General features: G+C 52.1%; 19 protein-coding genes. 8 read left to right on the top strand and 11 right to left on the bottom strand.

Translation table 11 applies throughout. The features are described 5' to 3' along the window. Window positions 1-33: 33 nt before the first annotated feature. The 8 genes from METMA_RS0114480 to nifL all read right to left on the bottom strand — a co-directional run bounded on the left by METMA_RS0114480 (window position 34) and on the right by nifL (window position 8354). Entirely contained in the window at window positions 34-1317 is a 1284-nt protein-coding gene (locus METMA_RS0114480) for an FprA family A-type flavoprotein (RefSeq protein ID WP_020159815.1), read from the bottom strand. Continuing rightward, window positions 1314-1742 (bottom strand): ArsC/Spx/MgsR family protein, encoded by a 429-nt coding sequence (locus METMA_RS0114475; RefSeq protein WP_020159814.1) that lies wholly within the window; start codon window positions 1740-1742, stop codon window positions 1314-1316. The genes METMA_RS0114480 and METMA_RS0114475 overlap by 4 nt, the downstream gene beginning before the upstream one ends. Before the next feature lie 16 nt (window positions 1743-1758). Continuing rightward, window positions 1759-2037, bottom strand: a complete 279-nt coding sequence (locus tag METMA_RS0114470) for a 4Fe-4S dicluster domain-containing protein (RefSeq protein WP_020159813.1) — start codon at window positions 2035-2037, stop codon at window positions 1759-1761. A gap of 113 nt (window positions 2038-2150) precedes the next feature. Next, the gene (gene nifB / locus METMA_RS0114465; protein WP_027147354.1) at window positions 2151-3641 is read right to left on the bottom strand and encodes a nitrogenase cofactor biosynthesis protein NifB; all 1491 of its coding nucleotides are present in this window, start codon (window positions 3639-3641) and stop codon (window positions 2151-2153) included. Window positions 3642-3892: 251 nt separating this feature from the next. Then, window positions 3893-4717 (bottom strand): CheR family methyltransferase, encoded by an 825-nt coding sequence (locus tag METMA_RS0114460; protein ID WP_020159811.1) that lies wholly within the window; start codon window positions 4715-4717, stop codon window positions 3893-3895. Between the two features lie 161 nt (window positions 4718-4878). Next, entirely contained in the window at window positions 4879-5139 is a 261-nt protein-coding gene (locus METMA_RS0114455; protein WP_020159810.1) for a hypothetical protein, read from the bottom strand. Between the two features lie 59 nt (window positions 5140-5198). After that, window positions 5199-6740, bottom strand: coding sequence for a nif-specific transcriptional activator NifA (gene nifA / locus METMA_RS0114450; protein WP_020159809.1), 1542 nt, complete (start codon window positions 6738-6740; stop codon window positions 5199-5201). A gap of 12 nt (window positions 6741-6752) precedes the next feature. After that, the gene (gene nifL, locus METMA_RS0114445; protein ID WP_020159808.1) at window positions 6753-8354 is read right to left on the bottom strand and encodes a nitrogen fixation negative regulator NifL; all 1602 of its coding nucleotides are present in this window, start codon (window positions 8352-8354) and stop codon (window positions 6753-6755) included. Window positions 8355-8667: 313 nt separating this feature from the next. Here nifL and rsxA point away from each other — a divergent pair, with 313 nt between their 5' ends. The 8 genes from rsxA to METMA_RS26520 are packed head-to-tail and all read left to right on the top strand — an operon-like array spanning window position 8668 to window position 14335. Then, window positions 8668-9249: an electron transport complex subunit RsxA gene (gene rsxA, locus METMA_RS0114440; RefSeq protein ID WP_020159807.1), complete on the top strand. Its 582-nt coding sequence runs from the start codon at window positions 8668-8670 to the stop codon at window positions 9247-9249. Between the two features lie 18 nt (window positions 9250-9267). Continuing rightward, window positions 9268-9819 (top strand): electron transport complex subunit RsxB, encoded by a 552-nt coding sequence (rsxB, locus tag METMA_RS0114435; RefSeq protein ID WP_027147353.1) that lies wholly within the window; start codon window positions 9268-9270, stop codon window positions 9817-9819. Continuing rightward, window positions 9813-11300, top strand: a complete 1488-nt coding sequence (rsxC, locus tag METMA_RS0114430; RefSeq protein WP_020159805.1) for an electron transport complex subunit RsxC — start codon at window positions 9813-9815, stop codon at window positions 11298-11300. The genes rsxB and rsxC overlap by 7 nt, the downstream gene beginning before the upstream one ends. Further along, window positions 11297-12397, top strand: a complete 1101-nt coding sequence (locus tag METMA_RS0114425; RefSeq protein WP_020159804.1) for an RnfABCDGE type electron transport complex subunit D — start codon at window positions 11297-11299, stop codon at window positions 12395-12397. Before rsxC ends, METMA_RS0114425 begins: the two co-directional genes overlap by 4 nt. After that, window positions 12394-13092 (top strand): electron transport complex subunit RsxG, encoded by a 699-nt coding sequence (gene rsxG / locus METMA_RS0114420; protein WP_020159803.1) that lies wholly within the window; start codon window positions 12394-12396, stop codon window positions 13090-13092. The genes METMA_RS0114425 and rsxG overlap by 4 nt, the downstream gene beginning before the upstream one ends. 11 nt (window positions 13093-13103) lie before the next feature. Further along, window positions 13104-13805, top strand: a complete 702-nt coding sequence (locus tag METMA_RS0114415; protein ID WP_020159802.1) for an electron transport complex subunit E — start codon at window positions 13104-13106, stop codon at window positions 13803-13805. Beyond that, window positions 13802-14080: an RnfH family protein gene (locus METMA_RS0114410; RefSeq protein ID WP_020159801.1), complete on the top strand. Its 279-nt coding sequence runs from the start codon at window positions 13802-13804 to the stop codon at window positions 14078-14080. Before METMA_RS0114415 ends, METMA_RS0114410 begins: the two co-directional genes overlap by 4 nt. Window positions 14081-14110: 30 nt before the next feature. Continuing rightward, window positions 14111-14335: a (2Fe-2S)-binding protein gene (locus tag METMA_RS26520; protein WP_081917851.1), complete on the top strand. Its 225-nt coding sequence runs from the start codon at window positions 14111-14113 to the stop codon at window positions 14333-14335. Window positions 14336-14703: 368 nt separating this feature from the next. Here the strand turns inward: METMA_RS26520 and METMA_RS0114405 are convergent, their stop codons facing one another. The 3 genes from METMA_RS0114405 to tkt all read right to left on the bottom strand — a co-directional run bounded on the left by METMA_RS0114405 (window position 14704) and on the right by tkt (window position 18998). Beyond that, window positions 14704-15690: a transaldolase gene (locus METMA_RS0114405; RefSeq protein WP_020159800.1), complete on the bottom strand. Its 987-nt coding sequence runs from the start codon at window positions 15688-15690 to the stop codon at window positions 14704-14706. Window positions 15691-16194: 504 nt separating this feature from the next. Then, on the bottom strand, window positions 16195-16890 hold the full coding sequence (locus tag METMA_RS0114400) for a hypothetical protein (protein ID WP_020159799.1): 696 nt from the start codon (window positions 16888-16890) through the stop codon (window positions 16195-16197). Between the two features lie 113 nt (window positions 16891-17003). After that, window positions 17004-18998, bottom strand: coding sequence for a transketolase (tkt, locus tag METMA_RS0114395; protein ID WP_027147351.1), 1995 nt, complete (start codon window positions 18996-18998; stop codon window positions 17004-17006). Between the last annotated feature and the right edge of the window lie 67 nt (window positions 18999-19065).

Genomic DNA, 19065 nt, shown 5'->3' with positions numbered 1-19065 from the left:
TTGCCAAACCATAAAAGGTACGCGATGCGTACCCTACGCCAGATCAGCCATGTCAATCACTCTGGATTGCCGCACCCCCGTCAGTTCCCGAGCCAATTCCAGACCAAATTCGCGGCAGTTCCGGATTTCTTCCTCGGTCGGAATTAATTTAACGCGCAGCCCCGGAATGGGGACGCGCAATTTGAGACCGCGCAAGCGATCCTCAACCATTTTCACCGCCTCGCCGCTCCAGCCGTAAGACCCGAACACGCCGCCCAGTTTGGTTTTGAGATTGACGACGGCCAGGGACGACAATAAATCCCAAACCGGCTTGACGGCATCGCCGTTGATGGTCGGCGTGCCGAACAACAGGCCGTCCGCGCCCTCGATCAAATCGACGAAAGGGGCTATTTCACCGCCTTCCAGGTCAAACAGGGACACGCGCACGTTGTTGACGGTCATGGCGCCTTCATAGATGGCCTCAGCCATGCGCCGGGTATTGCCGTACGAGCTGATGTAAAAAATCAGCAGGGTTTTGGGGCCTTCGCCGGTTTCGCTTTGCTGGACCGCCCGCGACAGTTCGCGATAGCGATGCACATAGCGTTGCGGTTGATCGCGCAGCAGCGGGCCGTGCGCCGGGGCGATCTGGCTGATGGGCAGCAAGGGCTCGATCAGATCCAGGGCACGGTTTACATGCTCCTTGAACGGCCGCATGATGTGGGCGTAGTAATATTCAAAGGAAAAACGGAAATCGCCGACTTCGTCATTGAACAGGCGCAGGTCGCAAAAGTGGCAGCCGAAGACATCGCCCGAGAACAGGATGCGTTCCTCCGGCAGATAGGTGCATTGCGTATCGGGCCAATGCAGATACGGCGTATGGAAAAATTCAAGCGACCGGTCGCCCAAGGTCACCTGGTCGCCGGTCATCACGGGCGTGAATTCAAATTCGTCCTGCTTCAGCAGGGCCTTGAGCATGGATTGGGCTTTCTGCGAGATATAAAGCTGCGCCTGGGGCGCCCGCCGCATGAGTTCGGGCAAGGCGCCGGTATGGTCGGGCTCCAGATGATTCAGGACGATGACTTTGATTTCGTCATAGCGCGCCACGGTTTCCAGCCGGGCAAAGAAATCCCCGGCAAAATTTTCCTTAACGGTGTCGATAATGGCAACACCTTCGCTGCCCCGCACCGCATAGGCGTTATAGCTGGTGCCATTGGCCGTTTTGAGGATGATGTCGAAGGTACGCAGGGTCGGGTCGAGCGCGCCTATCCAGTGCACCCGCTCCGATAAGGCCACCGCCTGGACCTGTCCATCCTTGATCAGCTGCGGAACTTTGCTCATGGTTGCAACTTGGCTGTTGAGCTTTCGACTGCTTTTCGCCGGCAGCTTTCCAGGTCGCTGTCGATGTTGATCTCGCGCAAGCCGATCCAGCTGTCTATTTTCTGCTGGTCAAAGCCGACCATTCTTTCGTCGCCGACCTGGAGCAGGGGGCGACGAATCAGTAATGGCTCTTCCAGCATCCGCGTCAAGGCCATCTCTTCGCTGATGGCAAGCGGATCAATCTCGCCATGTTTGATAGCCGGGGCGCTGTAGTTAAACCACTGATGCACGGGTTCATTGCCAAAGAAGGCACGCAAGCGTTCCTTCAGCCAGGGCTCGGTCAGTAAATTGCACGCAATCACCTGATGGCCTGCCGCCGTCAGCAGTTTCTTTTGCCGGGTATTGTTGATGCAACCGGGTTTTTCGTAGAAATAGACCGTAGCCACGGCTGTCGTCCTGTGTTTAGTGGGCTTGCAGCTCGGCCATCGCTTCGGCCATTTTTTCCGGCGGAATGCCGGTCAGGGATCCGGGCGGATTGATCGCCTCGCCCAGCGAATTGAGTATGGCCCCTTCTATCGGGCAAATGCTGGCGCATTGATAAACCGGATAGTCGCCTTCGCATTCGGTGCATTTTTTGCTGTTGACCCGAAAATGCGGTTTGGCTTCATAGATCGCCTGGCTGGGGCAAACCGGCTCGCAGGCATAGCAGTTAACGCAGGATTCAATAATTTTTACCGCCATATCAGGCTCCTAAGAATCGCGGGGCATGCATGCCTTGCAGGCATGCATGCCTAAATATTCCAATGATCAGGGTGGGCGCAAGCGCGCTGCCACCCTGTGTTACTGTGCAGCTTTTATGCACTTGCTCTGGCGGCTTCAGGCTTGGCATCCAGCTTGCCCGCCGCGGCCATTTCCTTGTAAACGGCCATGACGGCTTCCTCGATCGGTTCCATGGGATGCTCGCCGTTCGGCTGGATACCGGCCGCTTCCAGCTGTTCCCAAGGTTCATAGCCGACCTTCGAACACAGCACCGCTTCACAGCCCTCCAGCGACCGGATCGTGCGCATCAGGGTCGATTCGGTTTCGCCGCAGGTGGTATCGCCGCCGCAATATTGATCGGCTTTGCGATGACTGATAAAGCGCACGCCGTCCGGCGAGGCTTCATAAATCAGAAATTCCTTGGCATGGCCGAAGTGCATGTTGATCACGCCCTGTCCGCTGGTCGCAACCGCCATCAATACCGGGCGCGTATCAAGCTTGGGTTCTTGCTTGAACTGCTCGACCTTGGCCGCTTTCTCCAGGCGCTTGCTGTCCATCTCGGCCTGAATGGCTTCATGGATGACCTTGCGTTTTTCCATCGCCGCCTGGTAATCGATTTTCATGTCCTCGATCTTGTCCAGCGTGAATTCATCGCCGCGATCCTCGCCGAGCAAGCCTACGGCATCGGCGCGGCATTGACGGCAGTGGCGCATCATGTTCATGTCGCCGGAGCAGGCATCCTGCAGGTCTTGCAATTCATCGGGCGTAGGACCGCGCTGCCCCATCACGCCGTAGAACGTGCCATGCTCGGCTTCGGCGATCAGCGGCATGACGTTGTGCAAAAACGCGCCTTTGGATTTGACGACTTTACTGACTTCAGCCAGATGCTTGTCGTTGACGCCCGGGATCATGACCGAGTTGACTTTAACCAGAATGCCTTTGGCAATCAGCATTTCCAGGCCTTTCTGTTGCTGTTCGATCAGGATTTTCGCGGCTTTTACGCCTTTAATGCGGCGGTTATTCCAGAAGATCCAGGGATAGATTTTCGCACCGATTTCAGGGTCGACCGTATTGATGGTAATCGTGACATGATCGATATTGTGTTTGGACAACTCTTCCACGGCATCGGGCAGAGCCAGGCCGTTAGTGGATACGCACAATTTAATATCGGGCGCTTCCTCGCTCAGCCGGCGGAAGGTTTCGAACGTACGTTCCGGATTCGCGAGCGGATCGCCGGGGCCGGCAATGCCCAATACCGTCATTTGCGGAATGGTGGCGGCCACGGCCATGGTCTTTTTAACGGCCTGATCGGGCGTCAACAGTTCCGAAACCACGCCGGGACGCGATTCATTGGCGCAATCGTATTTACGGTTGCAATAGTGACATTGAATGTTACAGGCGGGCGCCACAGCCACGTGCATTCTGGCGAAATAATGGTGGGCGTCTTCCGAATAGCAGGGATGGTTCTGGACCTTCTCCCGAATTGAATCGGGCAGTTGATCCATTTGATCATCGGTTGAACCACAGGAACCTGCTGAACATCCGCCTGCTGCTTTGGGTGCATCATTGAGTACTGGCAATTCCATAATATTTGACCTCGTAAGTTATGTTTGCATAAAGTAAATGCATAGGCCGTGCCAATATATTATGTTATTGATTTTTAATGCATTTAGTTAGTTTTATGCGGACGATGTCGCAAACACAACAGGTATATAGGCGAGTTTTGTAATCAATCGGACAATGAATCAATCACGCAATCTTTGGTAATAGCCGGGGCAATTTCGCCTGCTTGCTCGCGCTGTCGAGTGCCGCGGCCCAGCACAGGATGCCGCCCTCCCTACCGGCTTCTACGGTAGATGGGCAGTCCCGGCCGCCAGGCACTCCAGCCCGGAGGCCACTCGGGCAGCGATTCATGCACGCCGATCACGAGCAGCCCGTCCGTCGCCAGGCAGGCATCGAGATGATGCAGGATTTCCTGCTGCCGGTCGGCCGAGAAGTAGGTAAACGCCAGATTTCGGCAGAGAATGAGGTCGAAGGGTCCGGTCGGCATGGCTTTACGCAGGTCCTGCACCTTCCAGCTTACCGGTCGGCGGTATTCCGGCTTGATGCAATACTGCCCCTGATCCTCGGTAAAGGCGAGCTCGCGCCAAATCGAAGGCAATTCCCTGAGACTGCTGGCCGGGTAGCACCCGCGCCGGGCTCGCGCGATCTGGGCCGGATCGGCGTCCGTGGCGGTCAGTGAAAACGAGATATCCGGAACCCGCGGCGCGATTTGCAACGCCCAGATCAAGGCCAGCGTGTAGGCTTCCTCGCCAGCGCCGCAGCCTGCGCTCCAGCCATAGAGCCGGAGCCCATTGCGATGTCGACATAGACGGACCAGTTCCGGCAAGCCTTCCCGGGCGAGCACATCGAACATCTGGCGATCGCGGTAAAAACGCGAGATCGTGATCCGACAGAACGTGTCCAGTATCTGCCATTCCTGCTCGTGAGTCGTGAGATAGCGGCGGTAGCCTTCCAGATCAGTCAATTGCAATGTTGCGATACGGCACGCCACGCGCTTGATCACCTGGCGCCGCACTTTCCGGAATCCCGGCCAGCGCAGTCCCAGGCGCGGCAAGGCCCATTGCAGAAAGTCCAGCCATCGCGCCTCCGGCTCGGTCACCGATGAGTCTGGCGGCCGTGACCGAAGCGCGCCGTCGGCATAGCGGTCATTGTCATCATGCTATCTCCGTTGCCTTCAGGTTTTTGATACCGTTTTCATAAGAGCTGAGAATAAAAATCAGACCGCAAAATGGTCGCAGTGATCCCGTTCGTCATCCAACTTCAAGCCACATCGTAATACCATTCCAGCAATTCCTCGCCACCCCAGTTTTCGGCTTCGGCGGGGATGGTTTCGTCTGTTTCGTAGAGTGTCATTTGCCCAGGCTTGGGTGAAGTCACCAATAGGCTTTCGGCATACTCTATCGAGCAGCCTTGTTTGCCTGTGGCGTCTGTTAGCCATTGCGCGGCCATGGCAATGGCTTCTTGCCGGGTCTCGCCGAAGCCGAAGACGGCATAATCGTGTTGCACGTATAAAATAGTCATTGTTTTTTTCCTTGCAGGCAGTCCTCGAATGCCGGGTTTATCAACCCAGCCGACCTCGGTTAAATTTGCTTCATGGTGATATCCAGCACCTGGATGCGATAGGCGATCTGGCGCGGCGTCATGTTGAGCAGCCTTGCGGCCTTGGCCTGCACCCAACCGCTTTGCTCCAGCGCGGCGATCACCCGCTCACGGTCATCGAGCGTTTCATCGTTGACATCGACTGGCAGGGCTTTTTGGGGTTTAAGCACGGCCTGGTGACCGATTTCATCCTCTAGCCCGGTGTTGACCATGACGTCCCTGTCGATCACGCCGTTGGGACTCATGATTGCGGCCCGCTCGAGCCGGTTGGCCAGTTCCCGCACATTGCCGGGCCAGTTGTGCTTCATCAGGATGCGGATAGCGCTGTCCTTGATTTCCAGGTAACGCCCGCCCTGCTGGGCTGATATCCTGCCCAGCAAAAACTCGGCCAGTTGCGGGATGTCTTCGGTTCTGTCGCGCAGGGCCGGCATGTGGATGGGCATGACATTCAGCCTGTAATACAAGTCTTCCCGGAATTTGCCCTCGGTGACCAGTTCTTCCAGATTGCGGTTGGTCGCGGCGATGATGCGCACGTTGACGTTGATGGTCTTGGTGCCGCCCACGCGTTCGAATTCGCCTTCCTGCAGCACGCGCAGCAGCTTGGCCTGGAACGAGGCCGATATCTCGCCGATCTCGTCCAGAAACAGGGTGCCGTTGTCGGCCAGTTCGAAGCGCCCTTTGCGTTGCGTCAGGGCGCCGCTGAAGGCGCCTTTTTCATGGCCGAACAATTCGGATTCCAACAGGGTATCCGGCAGGGCCGCGCAATTGAGCTTCAGGAACGGTCCGCTGGCGCAGCCCGAGTTGAAATGGATGGCATTGGCGACGACTTCCTTACCGGTGCCCGATTCGCCGCGGATCAGGACAGTGGTATTCCATTTGGCGACCTGGCGAATCAAGTCGAACACTTTCAGCATCGGCGGCGAATGGCCAACGATATTTTCAAAGCTGTAGTTCTTGATCAGGGCCTGTTTCAGATGATCCCGCTCGCTGAGCAGATCACGCTGCTTGCGCTCCATGGCCCGAAGCATCTTGACGCTTTGCGCGATCAGATTGGCGACCATTTCCATAAAACGGGCCCGCTCACCCAGGAACAGGCTGTTGGTGGGCTGCGCCGCCAGTACCCCGACCAGCTCGCTTTTTTCCACATAAATGGGTGAGCCTATGAACGGCAACTCGGGATCGTACAGCCCCAGCCTGCCCAAAAAGCGCGGTTCCTCGGCTACTTTTTCGACCACGATGGTGCTGCCGGCATCGAGTATGGTGCCGACCAGTCCCTCGCCCGGCTGGTATCTGACCGGTTGGGCCGGTTTGACGGGGCCGTCGCTGTGCAGGGCCGTGACGACCATGGCATTATTTTCGGTTTCCCGCAATGCAATCATGCCTGAACGCATGCCGGATCTTTTATGCAGAATTTCCAGCACGCCTTGCAGTTTGGCGTGCAAGTCTTGAGTGCTGTTCAAGACCTGACTGATCAAGTATAAGGTGTCCAGTTCGGCTTCTATTAATTCGGTACGCTCAATCATTATACTTACTCGCTATTCCGACACTCTGCGCATGGGGAAACTGATGATAAAGCGGCAACCCTGATGATAATTCGGGTCTATTTCGATCAATCCCTGATGCTGGTTGATGATTTCCTTGACCATGACCAATCCCATACCGGCTTGGTTACCGCCCATGGGTCGCGTGGTATAAAAAGGTTCGAATACTTTGGAGCGCTTATCGGGGGGAATGCCCGGGCCGCTATCTTCTATGCAGACGTAGACCAGGTCGGCATCGGAATCGGTAGTGATTTTAAGCCGCGACTCCCCGGAACCGGATTCGCTCATGGCTTCGATCGCATTATCGATGAGTTGCTTGAACAAGATGCGCAGGCGATTTTCCGAGCCCAGGATCGTCGGCAGCGCCTGCATGGGATGCCAATGCACTTCGATGTCATGGCTCATGAAACGTTGCTCGCTAAGCAGCATCATCTCATGCAGGATTTTGTTAAGATTGACCGGAATAATGGCCGTTTGATAGATCTCGGGGATGCATTTTTGCATGGTCGCAACCGCTTCTTCGCCCGATTTCTGTATTTGCTGCAAAATCTGCAGCAGCCCTTGATGCTGGGCATCGCCCTTATGCCGAAAGATCTGCTCCGCGGCTCGGATCTGGTTCATCGGCATCTGGATCTGGTGCATGGCGCCCAGCAATGTCTCCCTGATACCGCGTACCCGCTCATCCTCGACCATCATGGTTTTCAGGGTCTGGATATGCAGTTCCTCCATTTGCCGGCGTTGTTTGGTTATATCGGTCAGGGTCAGTATCAGATAGCGTTTTGAATTGTCTTCAAAAAAAGCATCGGCATTGACTTCTTTTTCCACGAACCAGTTGCCGGCGCAGGAAAACCAGCGCACGCCCTGATGGCCCCGGGTTTCCACCCGGAACTCCCGGTTATTGAAGCCTTGTTCAGCAAGTTGCAGCTGCTCCCACATGTCGCCCATCTCATTGCGCAACAGCTCCAGGAAATAAAGCCCCGGCTCGCCTTTGTCCAGATCGCTGACCAGCGCCTTATACAGCTGATTATCCAGAATGACCCGGTCATGTTCATCGAGCACGACCATGGCGATCGGCGATGAATTGATCACGGATTCAATCAGCAGTTTTTGGTTGGTGACTTTTTTCTCGAACTCGTAGTCGTTGGTTACATTCCGGTGCATGCCGATATAGTGCGTGATTTCCTTTTCACTGTTCAGCATGGGTGTGATAGTCAGGTCGGCGAGATAACGATGCCCCTGTTTATGCCGGTTGATCAGCCGGCCGTGCCATATCTTCTTGCTGCTGATGGTATGCCACAAATCATAATAAACATGCCGCGGCGTGGATTTGTCCGATAGCAGGGATTCATTTTCGCCCAGAACATCCACCGGCGTGTAGCCGGTGACCCGGGTGAATTCTTCATTCACATAGAGGATCCGGGCTTTTTTGTCGGTAATGGAAATAGCGATGGGCGCCTGCTCGACCGTTTCGATAAACAGCCCGCACGGCCCCCTGTTATCAATGTCATTTCCCAGCATAATGGCTTCAAGTTCTGCATTGATGCACTTGCCTTTATTGCTATGAGTCCACAGGTATTGCAACGAGGTCTTTTTCATACGTCATATCGTAAATTAAGAATTCTGCCGATACTCAAGCAAAAATAAAGCCAAATTTTGTAAGGAAATAAAAATAGGCAGAATCCGGGATGCGAAATCTCCCTTGCAGCCTTATTTTCAACCCTAAATTATGTAAGGTTTACGACACAGGGATTCCTGTCTATGTCGCTATGTCTTAATTGCGACAGTATTTTTGCACCATATTAGTGCATTGACGCACTTGTTTTGGCCATAGGTCTTATTGAATCGGCATTTTTATCAATTTGGCATGTTTGATGCTGTAGGTGAGTAAAAAAACAGCCTGGAAAAAACAGTGAGCGAATATTTGTTACTTTTATTAGGTACAGCGCTGGTCAATAACGTGGTGCTGGTCAAATTCCTGGGGCTTTGTCCGTTCATGGGCGTGTCCAACAAGCTGGATACGGCCCTGGGCATGGGACTGGCGACCACCTTTGTCTTGACATTGGCGGCCATCGCCAGCTGGCTGATCGAGCATTTCATTCTGGCACCGTTCAATATTCAGTTTCTGCGCATCTTGGCCTTCATTCTGGTGATCGCCGCCGTCGTTCAGTTCACTGAGATGGTGGTCCATAAAACCAGCCCGGTTCTGTATCAGATCCTGGGGATTTTCCTGCCGTTGATCACCACGAATTGCGCGGTCCTGGGCGTGGCTTTGCTGAATGTGCAGGCGCAATACGGGTTCATGCAAAGCATGACTTTCGGTTTCGGGTCCGCCGTCGGTTTTACGCTGGTCATGGTATTGTTCGCGGGCCTGCGCGAGCGATTGGCCTTGATGAGCGTGCCGGTCTTGTTTGCCGGCTCGCCGATCGCTTTCATTACGGCTGGGATTTTATCACTGGCGTTCATGGGTTTCGCTGGACTGTACACTAAATAGTCTATTTAAGGGGAAATCATGTTTATCTTAACTGCCGTTGTAAGTTTGACTACGTTAGGACTTATTTTGGGTTTAATGCTGGGTATCGCCGCCAAGTATCTGAAAGTTGAAAGCAATCCGATCGTCGATGAACTGGAAGCATTGATGCCCGGTTCACAATGCGGGCAATGCGGTTATCCTGGCTGCAGACCGGCCGCGGAGGCTTTGGCCGCCGGCGAAGCGTCCCCTACCTTGTGCCCGCCCGGAGGCAGTTCATTGGCCGAACAACTGGCAAAATTGCTGGGCGTGGAAATCGACCTGAGCGATGTAAAAGACCCTGAACTGCTGGTCGCCCGGGTCAGTGAAGACACCTGCACCGGTTGTACGCGCTGCTTCAAGGTGTGTCCGACCGATGCGATCGTCGGCGCGCCGAAACAGATACATGCCGTGGTGGCCGATGCCTGTATCGGCTGCAAGAAATGCGTGGCCGTCTGTCCGACCGAATGCCTGCAAATGCATCCGGTCGAGGTCACCTTGCGCAACTGGCGCTGGCCTAAACCGTCCGTTTCCGAAGAGGTCGCCACATGCTGAAACTATTCAAAAAGCGTCGCATCCGCGGTGGCGTTCATGCCGAAGAACATAAAGCCTCCACGTCCGGCCAGCCTATCGCGGTTGATTTTCCGCTGCCCAAGAAACTGTATATTCCACTGCAACAGCATGTCGGCAAAGCGGCGGAACCGGTAGTCAGGGTTGGCGACCGGGTGTTGAAAGGTCAACTACTGGCTCACAGTCAGGGCATGATTTCCGCACCGGTGCATGCCTCAAGTTCGGGCATGATTGTCGATATCAATGATTACCCGGCCCCGCATCCTTCCGCATTGCCGATACGCACCGTCGTACTGGAAACGGACGGCGAGGACAAATGGCTCGAACAGCCTCTGGCCGGTGATCCATTTCAACTCGATCCCGAGGAAATCAGCCTGCTCGTCGGCGCCGCCGGCATCGTGGGCCTGGGCGGAGCAGCCTTTCCTTCGGCGGTCAAATTGAATCTGGGACGCAAAAACAAGATACACACGCTGCTGATTAACGGCGGCGAATGCGAACCTTATTTAACCTGCGATGACCGTCTGATGCAGGAGCGGGCCGTAGAGATTATCGATGGCATACGGCTGATGCTGCACGGCATGGAGACCGGACAGGCGATTGTCGGCATCGAGGACAACAAGCCCGCGGCCTATCAAGCCATGCAGGATGCCAGCCTTCCCTATCCGTTTATTAAAGTGGAACAGGTGCCGACCCGCTATCCCATGGGTTGGGACAGGCAACTGATTCGCTATCTCACCGGCAATGAAGTGCCGGCCGGCGGGCGGTCCGCCGATGTGGGCGTGATCATGCATAATGTCGGCACGGCTTATTCGGTGCATAAAGCAATCCGCCTCAATCAGCCGTTGATCAACCGTGTTGTCACGGTTGCCGGCGGTGCCGTGGCATTGCCTATGAATATCGAGGTGCCTATCGGTACATTGATTAGCGAATTGTTTGCTTTCTGCGGCGTCGACCAGGATGCCACACAGCGGATCGTCATGGGCGGCCCCATGATGGGCGATGCCCTGCCGCATAGCAATTTGCCGATCGTCAAAGCATCCAGCGGTATTCTGGCGTTGACCCGGAAGGAGATCAGATCCACGGCCCAGCAGCCTTGCATCCGTTGTGCCCAATGCGTCAGCGCCTGTCCCGCCGGACTACTGCCGTTAGACATGGCTAACCGTATCCGTAACAATCAATTGGATGCCGCCGTCGACATTGGCCTTAAAGACTGTATCAGTTGCGGCTCCTGTTCTTATGTCTGCCCGTCCAACATTCCTTTGGTGCATTATTTCAAGTATGCCACTGGCGAACTGGTCGCCAGACAGCAAGCCCAACACAAATCAGAACAGACCAAGCGGTTGATCGATGACCGTAATGCCCGCATAGCCCGCATCAAAAAGCAGCAGGAGGAAGAGGAAGAAGCGCGCTTGGCGGCCAAGGCGGAAAGAGAACGCTTAAAAAATGAACAAGGGACATTAGCATGATTGCAACTAAAAAGCTTAGCAGCGGTGCTCATACCGGGACCAACGTCACGGTCCAGCGCATTATGTGGCAGGTGATATTGGCCATAACGCCGGCGACTGCATTGGGACTTTTCTATTTTGGCTGGCCCGCCGTGAACCTGTTTATTATTACCATCCTGTCCGCCATACTGTTTGAGGCGTTCTGTCTGCGCCTGGCGGGCAAGGTCGCCATATCCGCCATTCTGGATGGTTCCGCACTGTTGACCGGCTGGCTGGTGGCCATGACGCTGCCGCCCTGGGCACCTTGGTGGATAGGTGTTGCCGGTTCCGGAGTTGCGATTATTCTAGGTAAGCAGGTTTATGGCGGCCTGGGACAAAACCTGTTCAATCCGGCCATGCTGGCCAGGGTCGCGTTGTTGATTTCTTTTCCGATTGAAATGACGACCTGGGCAAACGTGGCGCCGATCAATTCATCGCACGCTCCCAATTTCAGCGAAAGCTGGTCAATTACTTTTTCCGGCCTGGATACTATGGCGCCTATCGATGCCATCACCGGCGCAACCACGCTGGGATTCGTTAAAACCGAATTTTCACAAAAGCATTTATTGCCCGATATATTGGCGGATTATTCCTTATTTTTTGATTTTTTAGGCTGGACTCGCGGCAGCCTGGGCGAAACCTCGGCACTGTTGCTTGGCCTGGGTGGACTCTGGCTGATCCGGCAAGGCGTAATCAAATGGCACATCCCCGTCTCGTTATTATTAACCGTCACGGTATTGTCGGGTTTCTTTCATCTGATGGATAGCCATCATTACCTTACTCCTTTAGTGCACTTGAACTCGGGGGCTCTGATGTGCGTCGCGTTTTTTATCGCTACCGATTATGTCACGTCACCTAACACGCCGGCCGGCCAGCTCGTTTTCGGCATGGGCTGCGGGCTGCTGATTTTTGTTATCCGCACCTGGGGCGCGTACCCTGAAGGCGCCGGTTTTGCCGTGCTGCTGATGAACGCGGCGACACCGCTGATAGACCATTACATTAAGCCGAGAATATACGGCCGCTATCGTAACGGAAAACCCTTGGAGCCTAAAACTGTTGAACAGGAGCGTAAGTCATGAAGCTCGACTCTGCCGAATCCAAAGGGGCGATGGAAAAGGAAAACCCGAAACACTGGCTGGAACTGTCAAATCTGGAACGCTTGAGATCCAGGCTGACTTTTCAAACAGGCATTTTGGCGGGATTTGCCCTGATTGCCAGCTTTTTGCTCGGCATCACCAATTTAGGCACTCAGGATGCCATTCAACAACGACTGGACGAAGATTTAAAAAAATCGCTGGAAGAAGTAATGCCCGCGGCATTGCATGATAATGATCTGTTAAAGGATACGTTGACTATCCCATCCAGGGAGGACAACTTGGGCGCTAATGAAACCATCGTCTATATCGCCAGGAAAGCCGGACAAGTCAGCGCAGTCTGTTTCAAACTTGCCGCGCCTGATGGTTATTCGGGAGCAATTAACATGGTCATGGGCGTAAGCCGCGAGGGGGAAATTTTAGGCGTACGCATTATCAGTCATGCCGAAACACCCGGCTTGGGCGATAAGATTGAGACAGCCAAGTCAAACTGGATAATGGATTTTGATGGCCGCTCCCTGCTTAACTTGACCGATGTCCAGTGGGCAGTCAAAAAAGACGGCGGCGTTTTCGATCAGTTTAGCGGCGCTACCATTACGCCGCGCGCGGTCGTAAAAGCAGTCCATCGCGGCCTGCAGTTTTTTAACCGGCACCGTAACGAATTAATCGACTCAAAATAGAAGGCGGTAATATGTTTATCTCTGATAGCTATCGAAAAATAATGCGGGACGGCATTTGGGACAATAATATCGTATTTAGCCAATATCTGGCACTGTGCCCTTTGCTGGCTGTGACCGTAACGGCGACCAACGGCTTGGGCATGGGGCTGGCCACTCTGGCAGTACTGATCAGCACTAACGGCATAGTTTCGCTTTCCAGGCAACTCATCCCTTCGGAAGTCCGTATTCCGATTTTCGTATTGTTGATTGCCGCGATAGTTACCGTTGTGGATATGGTCATGAATGCCTGGCTGCACGAATTACATAAAGTATTAGGTCTGTTTATCCCGCTTATCGTCACTAACTGTGCCATCCTGGGGCGTGCCGAATCATTTGCCTCCAGACAGCCTGTTTCGCCTTCTTTATGGGATGGTTTGATGATGGGATTAGGTTTCACCATGGCCCTGGTCGTATTAGGAGCAGCCAGGGAAATCGCCTCGACCGGAACATTATTCGCCAATGCCTCACTGCTGCTTGGCGATGGATTCAAGTTCATCGAATTGACCCTGATTCCTGACTATAAAGGCTTTCTGTTGATGGCGCTGCCACCGGGCGGATTCATCATGCTGGCGTTTATTATTGCCGGTAAACGATTGCTGGACCGGAAGCGCGCCGCCAACAAGCCTCAGGTAGATTTACTACCCGAGCAAGCGATACCGGAGGAAATAGCATGAATGTAGGTGTTTGTTACGCACAGGCTGATAAACAGTTATGGATGCGTCTGGAAGTCCCTGAGAACAGTACCATAGAAGAAATTATCCGCCTTTCCGGCATATTAACCCAGTATCCTGAAATCGACCTGTCCATGCAAAAAGTCGGCATTTTCGGCAAGATAGCCAAACTGGATGTCACCGTGCAAGAAGGCGACCGCGTGGAAATCTATCGTCAGATCACTGCGGACCCTAAGCAGGTTAAGCGCCGCAGAATCGAACCTTCGGCACAATCGTGACGATGCTGATATCACCATAAACGACCGACTATGTATATTTGCGTTTGTAAAGCTGTAACCGACTCGCAAATTCAGGCCGCTATCGCTATGGGTATGTGCAGTCGCAGGCAGTTGGTCAAATGTTTCGGTGTCGGTAAAGACTGCGGGAAATGTAATAAAGAAGTTAAAGCCATGCTTGAGCAAAGCATACAACCTTTATTCTCACCCTCTTCTTATAACAGAAGTGCCAGGGAATTAAGTGAATTCGGCACTTAAGCTGGCAGCATATTTAAGGCAGTGGAAAATAAGCAGGAAATATGAGTCCACCGGAAGCCAGGCTTAAATTGATTGATGGTTCAGCGTGCAGAACTACTCACAGCCTTAAGAATCATTGCAACGCTGGCCCGAGGACGGAACCAAGCTTATTATTGATCTTTATCAGCAGTAAAAATGTGCCTGAGCCTAATTGTCAAGACATTTATTACTTTTAATTTTGGATTATGGACTTGTCGGATCGATATCATCCATCGTTCCCATGCATTGGCATGGGAACGATGAAAAATTTTCCGGACAATCAAACTGTCGTCATCCGACTGTTGGTCATTTTAAATAAAATTTCCCCAGAGGAATAGCCCGGATGTTTTCTAGCCTTCAAGCACCGCCAGTCTGTCTTCAAGCAGTTTCTCAAGTGTTTCCAATGCTTTGGTAAAGCCTTCGATACCCTCAGACAATTTTTCGGAAGCCATACGGTTTTCAGCATGCATGCGATCGAAAGTGGCTTTATCCATAGTGATTTTTTCAATAGGGGCATTAGCTGCTTTTTGTGGATCCAGCTTGCGCACTAATTCACCTTCGGTAGCCTGCAATTCGCCTAATAAAGCCGGAGCAATCGTCAGCAGGTCGCAGCCCGCCAATTCTGTGATTTCTCCAATGTTGCGGAAACTTGCGCCCATAACTTCGGTTTTATAACCGAATTTTTTATAGTAGTTATATACATCGGTAACTGATAATACGCCTGGATCTTCAGCAGGCGCATAAGAATCGCGGCCGGTGTCCTTCTTGTACCAATCAAGAATACGGCCCACAAACGGAGAAATCAGCGTAATGCCATTCTCGGCGCAAGCAATCGCCTGATGCATGCCAAACAGTAAAGTCAGGTTACAGTGAATACCTTCTTTTTCCAGAACCGCCGCAGCCTGAATCCCTTCCCAGGTGGAAGCAATTTTAATCAGCACTCGCTCGCGGGAAACGCCTTGCTCTTCATACATCTTAATCAATTCACGGCCGACAGCAATGCTGGCCTCGGTATCATAAGAAAGACGCGCATCAACTTCTGTAGAAACACGACCTGGAATAACTTCGAGTATTTTATGCCCAAAAGAAACCGCCAGACGTTCGAAAGCAAGGTTTGCCACCTCTGCTGCCGACGCGCTCTTACCTAATGTTGCCCTGGCGCCTTTCAATGTATCATCGACAATACCTTGATATTGCGGCATTTGCGCGGCCGCCGTGATCAGTGAGGGGTTAGTCGTGGCATCGCGTGGTTTGAAAGTTTCAATAGCCTGGATATCGCCGGTATCGGCTACAACCACGGTCATTTCCCTCAATTGTTCAAGTAAATTCTTTGCCATAAATGGTACCTTTCGTTTTCAAATTAAAAAAATCCGCAGGCGCACTTACTATATTCAAATATTAAGTAAGATAGCAGCAATTAGACCGTGAGCGGAGAACTCATCATTGAAGTAAATCCGGGCGTATATATTACCTTAATCCGAGGAGGAGACGCATAGAAGAGTCGCAATTTTTATCGGACCTCTAGAATCCACCCGACTTCAGACCGAATTGTGGGAAAAAATTTTCAAATCTGTTTTTTATTTTTAAAGCTACTAATTCGAAATCAGATCGGTTAATGACCGCTCTAAGTCATTCGATTGCTTTGTATTTTATTTCCCGCTTCACGTCAAGAAAAAGGCTACTGCCCTCGCATATACGGGGGCAGTCATTCACCCGGAGCCCTTTGCGCAGTTGCGTTTCTAATGTACACCTTTAATATAAAGGTTCAGCATAAGTAGGGGGCCTATTTCTCTTGGATTCGGGGCAGCGGATGGAATATGCCCCGGATTTTCAGGTATGTGTTAACCCAGGTTGCGCAGATACTTCTCTACTCCGGTGGCTGATTCTTCTTCCTTTTTATCCAGATACTTAGCCACTCCGGTTGCTGGAGCGGCAGCCTCTGCAACTTCTTCTGATTCAGTCTGTCTTTCCAGGTATTTGGTAACGCCGGTTGCCGAAGCCGCTTCCTGTTCCTTCAAATATTTTTCAACTCCAGTAAGTCCGCTTGTTGTATCTCTGGTATAGACAGGATACGTTTTTTCAGCAGGCGCTTTAGGTTTTCTGCCGAAGAAAAATAGTCCCGCCACAGCAAAAGCACCTAAACCAAGTAAGTAATTTGTCATTGATTTCTCTTCTTTCTTTTCTGTAGTAGCTACCGCACCAGTTGATTTTGATTCTTCGGTAGAAACCGATTTTGGAGCAGCTGGTTTTGATTTTGATGTTGGAGCAACAGGAGCGGATTGAGTATGTTTGTATTCAGTATCCTGATAAACAACTTCCGGTTTAAAAGTTGCCGCGGGATATCTTTCATCAGGTTGAGCTGTTTCCGCGGTAGCTGACTTGGATTTTTCGGCCGAAGCAGACTCAGCATGTTTGTACTCTGCATCCTTGTAAAGAACCTTCGGCTGGAAATCAGCTGCTGGATACTCCGTTTCTGCTCCCGCTATGGGACTGGCTAGCAGCAATGCTGCTAATACACCTGTCGTCAAATTATTCATTTTCACGTTGTTCCCCTATGAGTCGTAATAAGCGGTTAGAAACTCCAGGACTGGATGCTGATACCATCCAGTTCAAGGAGTTTCCTCGCCAAATAATATATATTATTTATAGATTAAAGTACTGCTTCTACGTGTTTGACTACGTTTTCAACGGTGAAACCGAACTCTTTAAAGAGTACGCCTGCTGGCGCTGATTCACCGAAACGATCAAGACCCACGACCTTGCCGTTGGATCCTACGTATTTCCACCAAACATCGGTCACGCCCGCTTCCACGGCCACACGCTTGGTCACGGCAGATGGCAATACCGACTCACGGTAAGCGGCATCTTGAGCGTCGAAAATATTAGTAGAAGGCATAGAGACAACACGAATTTTCCGACCATTAGCTGCCAACTCTTCCGCAGCTTTCAATGCCAGTTCAACTTCAGAACCAGTAGCGATGATGATAGCTTCGGGTTGTCCATCGCTGTCTTTCAGAATATAGCCGCCGCGAGAAATTGCGGTAATTTGGTCTTGACTCCGAGGTACATGTGGCAGGTTTTGACGTGAAAATACCAGAACGGATGGTCCGTCTTTACGTTCAATAGCAGATCTCCATGATACGGCGGTTTCTACCGCATCGCATGGACGCCATACATTCATATTTGGAATCAGACGCAACGTTGCGGTTTGCTCAATCGGCTGATGCGTTGGACCGTCTTCACCCAAACCGATGGAGTCATGGGTGTAAACAAAGATCGAACGGATCTTCATTAATGAAGCCATACGCAACGCATTTCGCGCATATTCGGAGAACATCAGGAAAGTCGCACCGAATGGAATAACCCCGCCATGCAGTGCCAAGCCATTCATTATGGCCGACATACCGAACTCACGTACACCGTAGTTAACATAGTTAGCATGCGGCTTATCCGCACGCATCGGTTTGTAACCGGACCATTCGGTCATGTTAGAGCAACCTAAATCGGCTGAACCACCAAAAATTTCAGGCAATACTTTTGCATAACCTTCAATGGAAGCCAATGAAGAAAGGCGAGTAGCCGTAGTTTTAGCTTCATCATTGACAGCACTGATAAACTTGTCTGCTTCCGCAGCCCAGTTTTCCGGCAAGTCACCGGCCATGCGGCGCTCATATTCAGCGGCTAATTCAGGATGAGCGGCTTTATAAGCGGCAAATTTCTCATTCCATTCCTGTTCCGCTTTAGCGCCTTTCGCTTTGGCGTCCCAGCCGGCATAAATATCGGCAGGCACTTCAAACGCATCATGATCCCAACCTAAAGCAGCTTTGGTCAGATTGATTTCATCTTGGCCCAAAGGCGCACCGTGGCAGGCATGGCTGCCTTTTTTATTAGGAGAGCCGAAACCGATGGTTGTCTTGCAGCAGATCAACGTAGGTTTGTCGGTCATCGCTTTAGCCATCTCGATCGCTTTTAGAACAGCGTGAGAATCATGACCATCAACATCAGGAATTACATGCCAGCCGTACGCTTCAAAACGCATTGGCGTATTGTCGGTAAACCAGCCTTCAACGTGGCCGTCAATGGAAATGCCATTATCGTCCCAGAATGCAATCAGATTACCCAAGCCCAAGGTGCCTGCCAGGGAACACGCCTCATGTGAGATACCTTCCATTAAGCAGCCGTCACCCATGAACACATATGTGTGATGGTCGACGATTGTATGATCGGGTCTGTTGAATTCAGCCGCCAATGCTTTTTCGGCAATCGCCATGCCAACGGCATTTGTAATACCTTGGCCTAATGGACCGGTAGTGGTTTCAACACCCGGCGCATAGCCATATTCTGGATGGCCTGCTGTTTTAGAATGAAGTTGACGGAAATTTTTCAGATCTTCGATAGACAGATCATACCCGGTCAGATGCAGCAGTGAATAAATCAGCATCGAACCATGGCCGTTGGAAAGAACAAAACGGTCGCGATTTGACCATTTTGGATTGTTGGGGTTATGACGCATGAAGTCATTCCACAAAACTTCAGCAATGTCCGCCATGCCCATAGGGGCGCCTGGGTGACCAGAGTTTGCTTTCTGTACGGCATCCATGCTCAAAGCGCGTATGGCGTTCGCTAATTCTCGGCGCGAAGTCATAATCTTCTCCTTAGAGATAAATTTTTATAATGTTTACAGACCAAAGCCCGAATCATTATGCATCCTC

The organism is Methylobacter marinus A45, from assembly GCF_000383855.1.
Lineage (GTDB): Bacteria > Pseudomonadota > Gammaproteobacteria > Methylococcales > Methylomonadaceae > Methylobacter > Methylobacter marinus.
The sequence above is the reverse complement of the archived record's forward strand: the minus strand, read 5'-3'. Positions and strand labels throughout refer to the sequence as shown.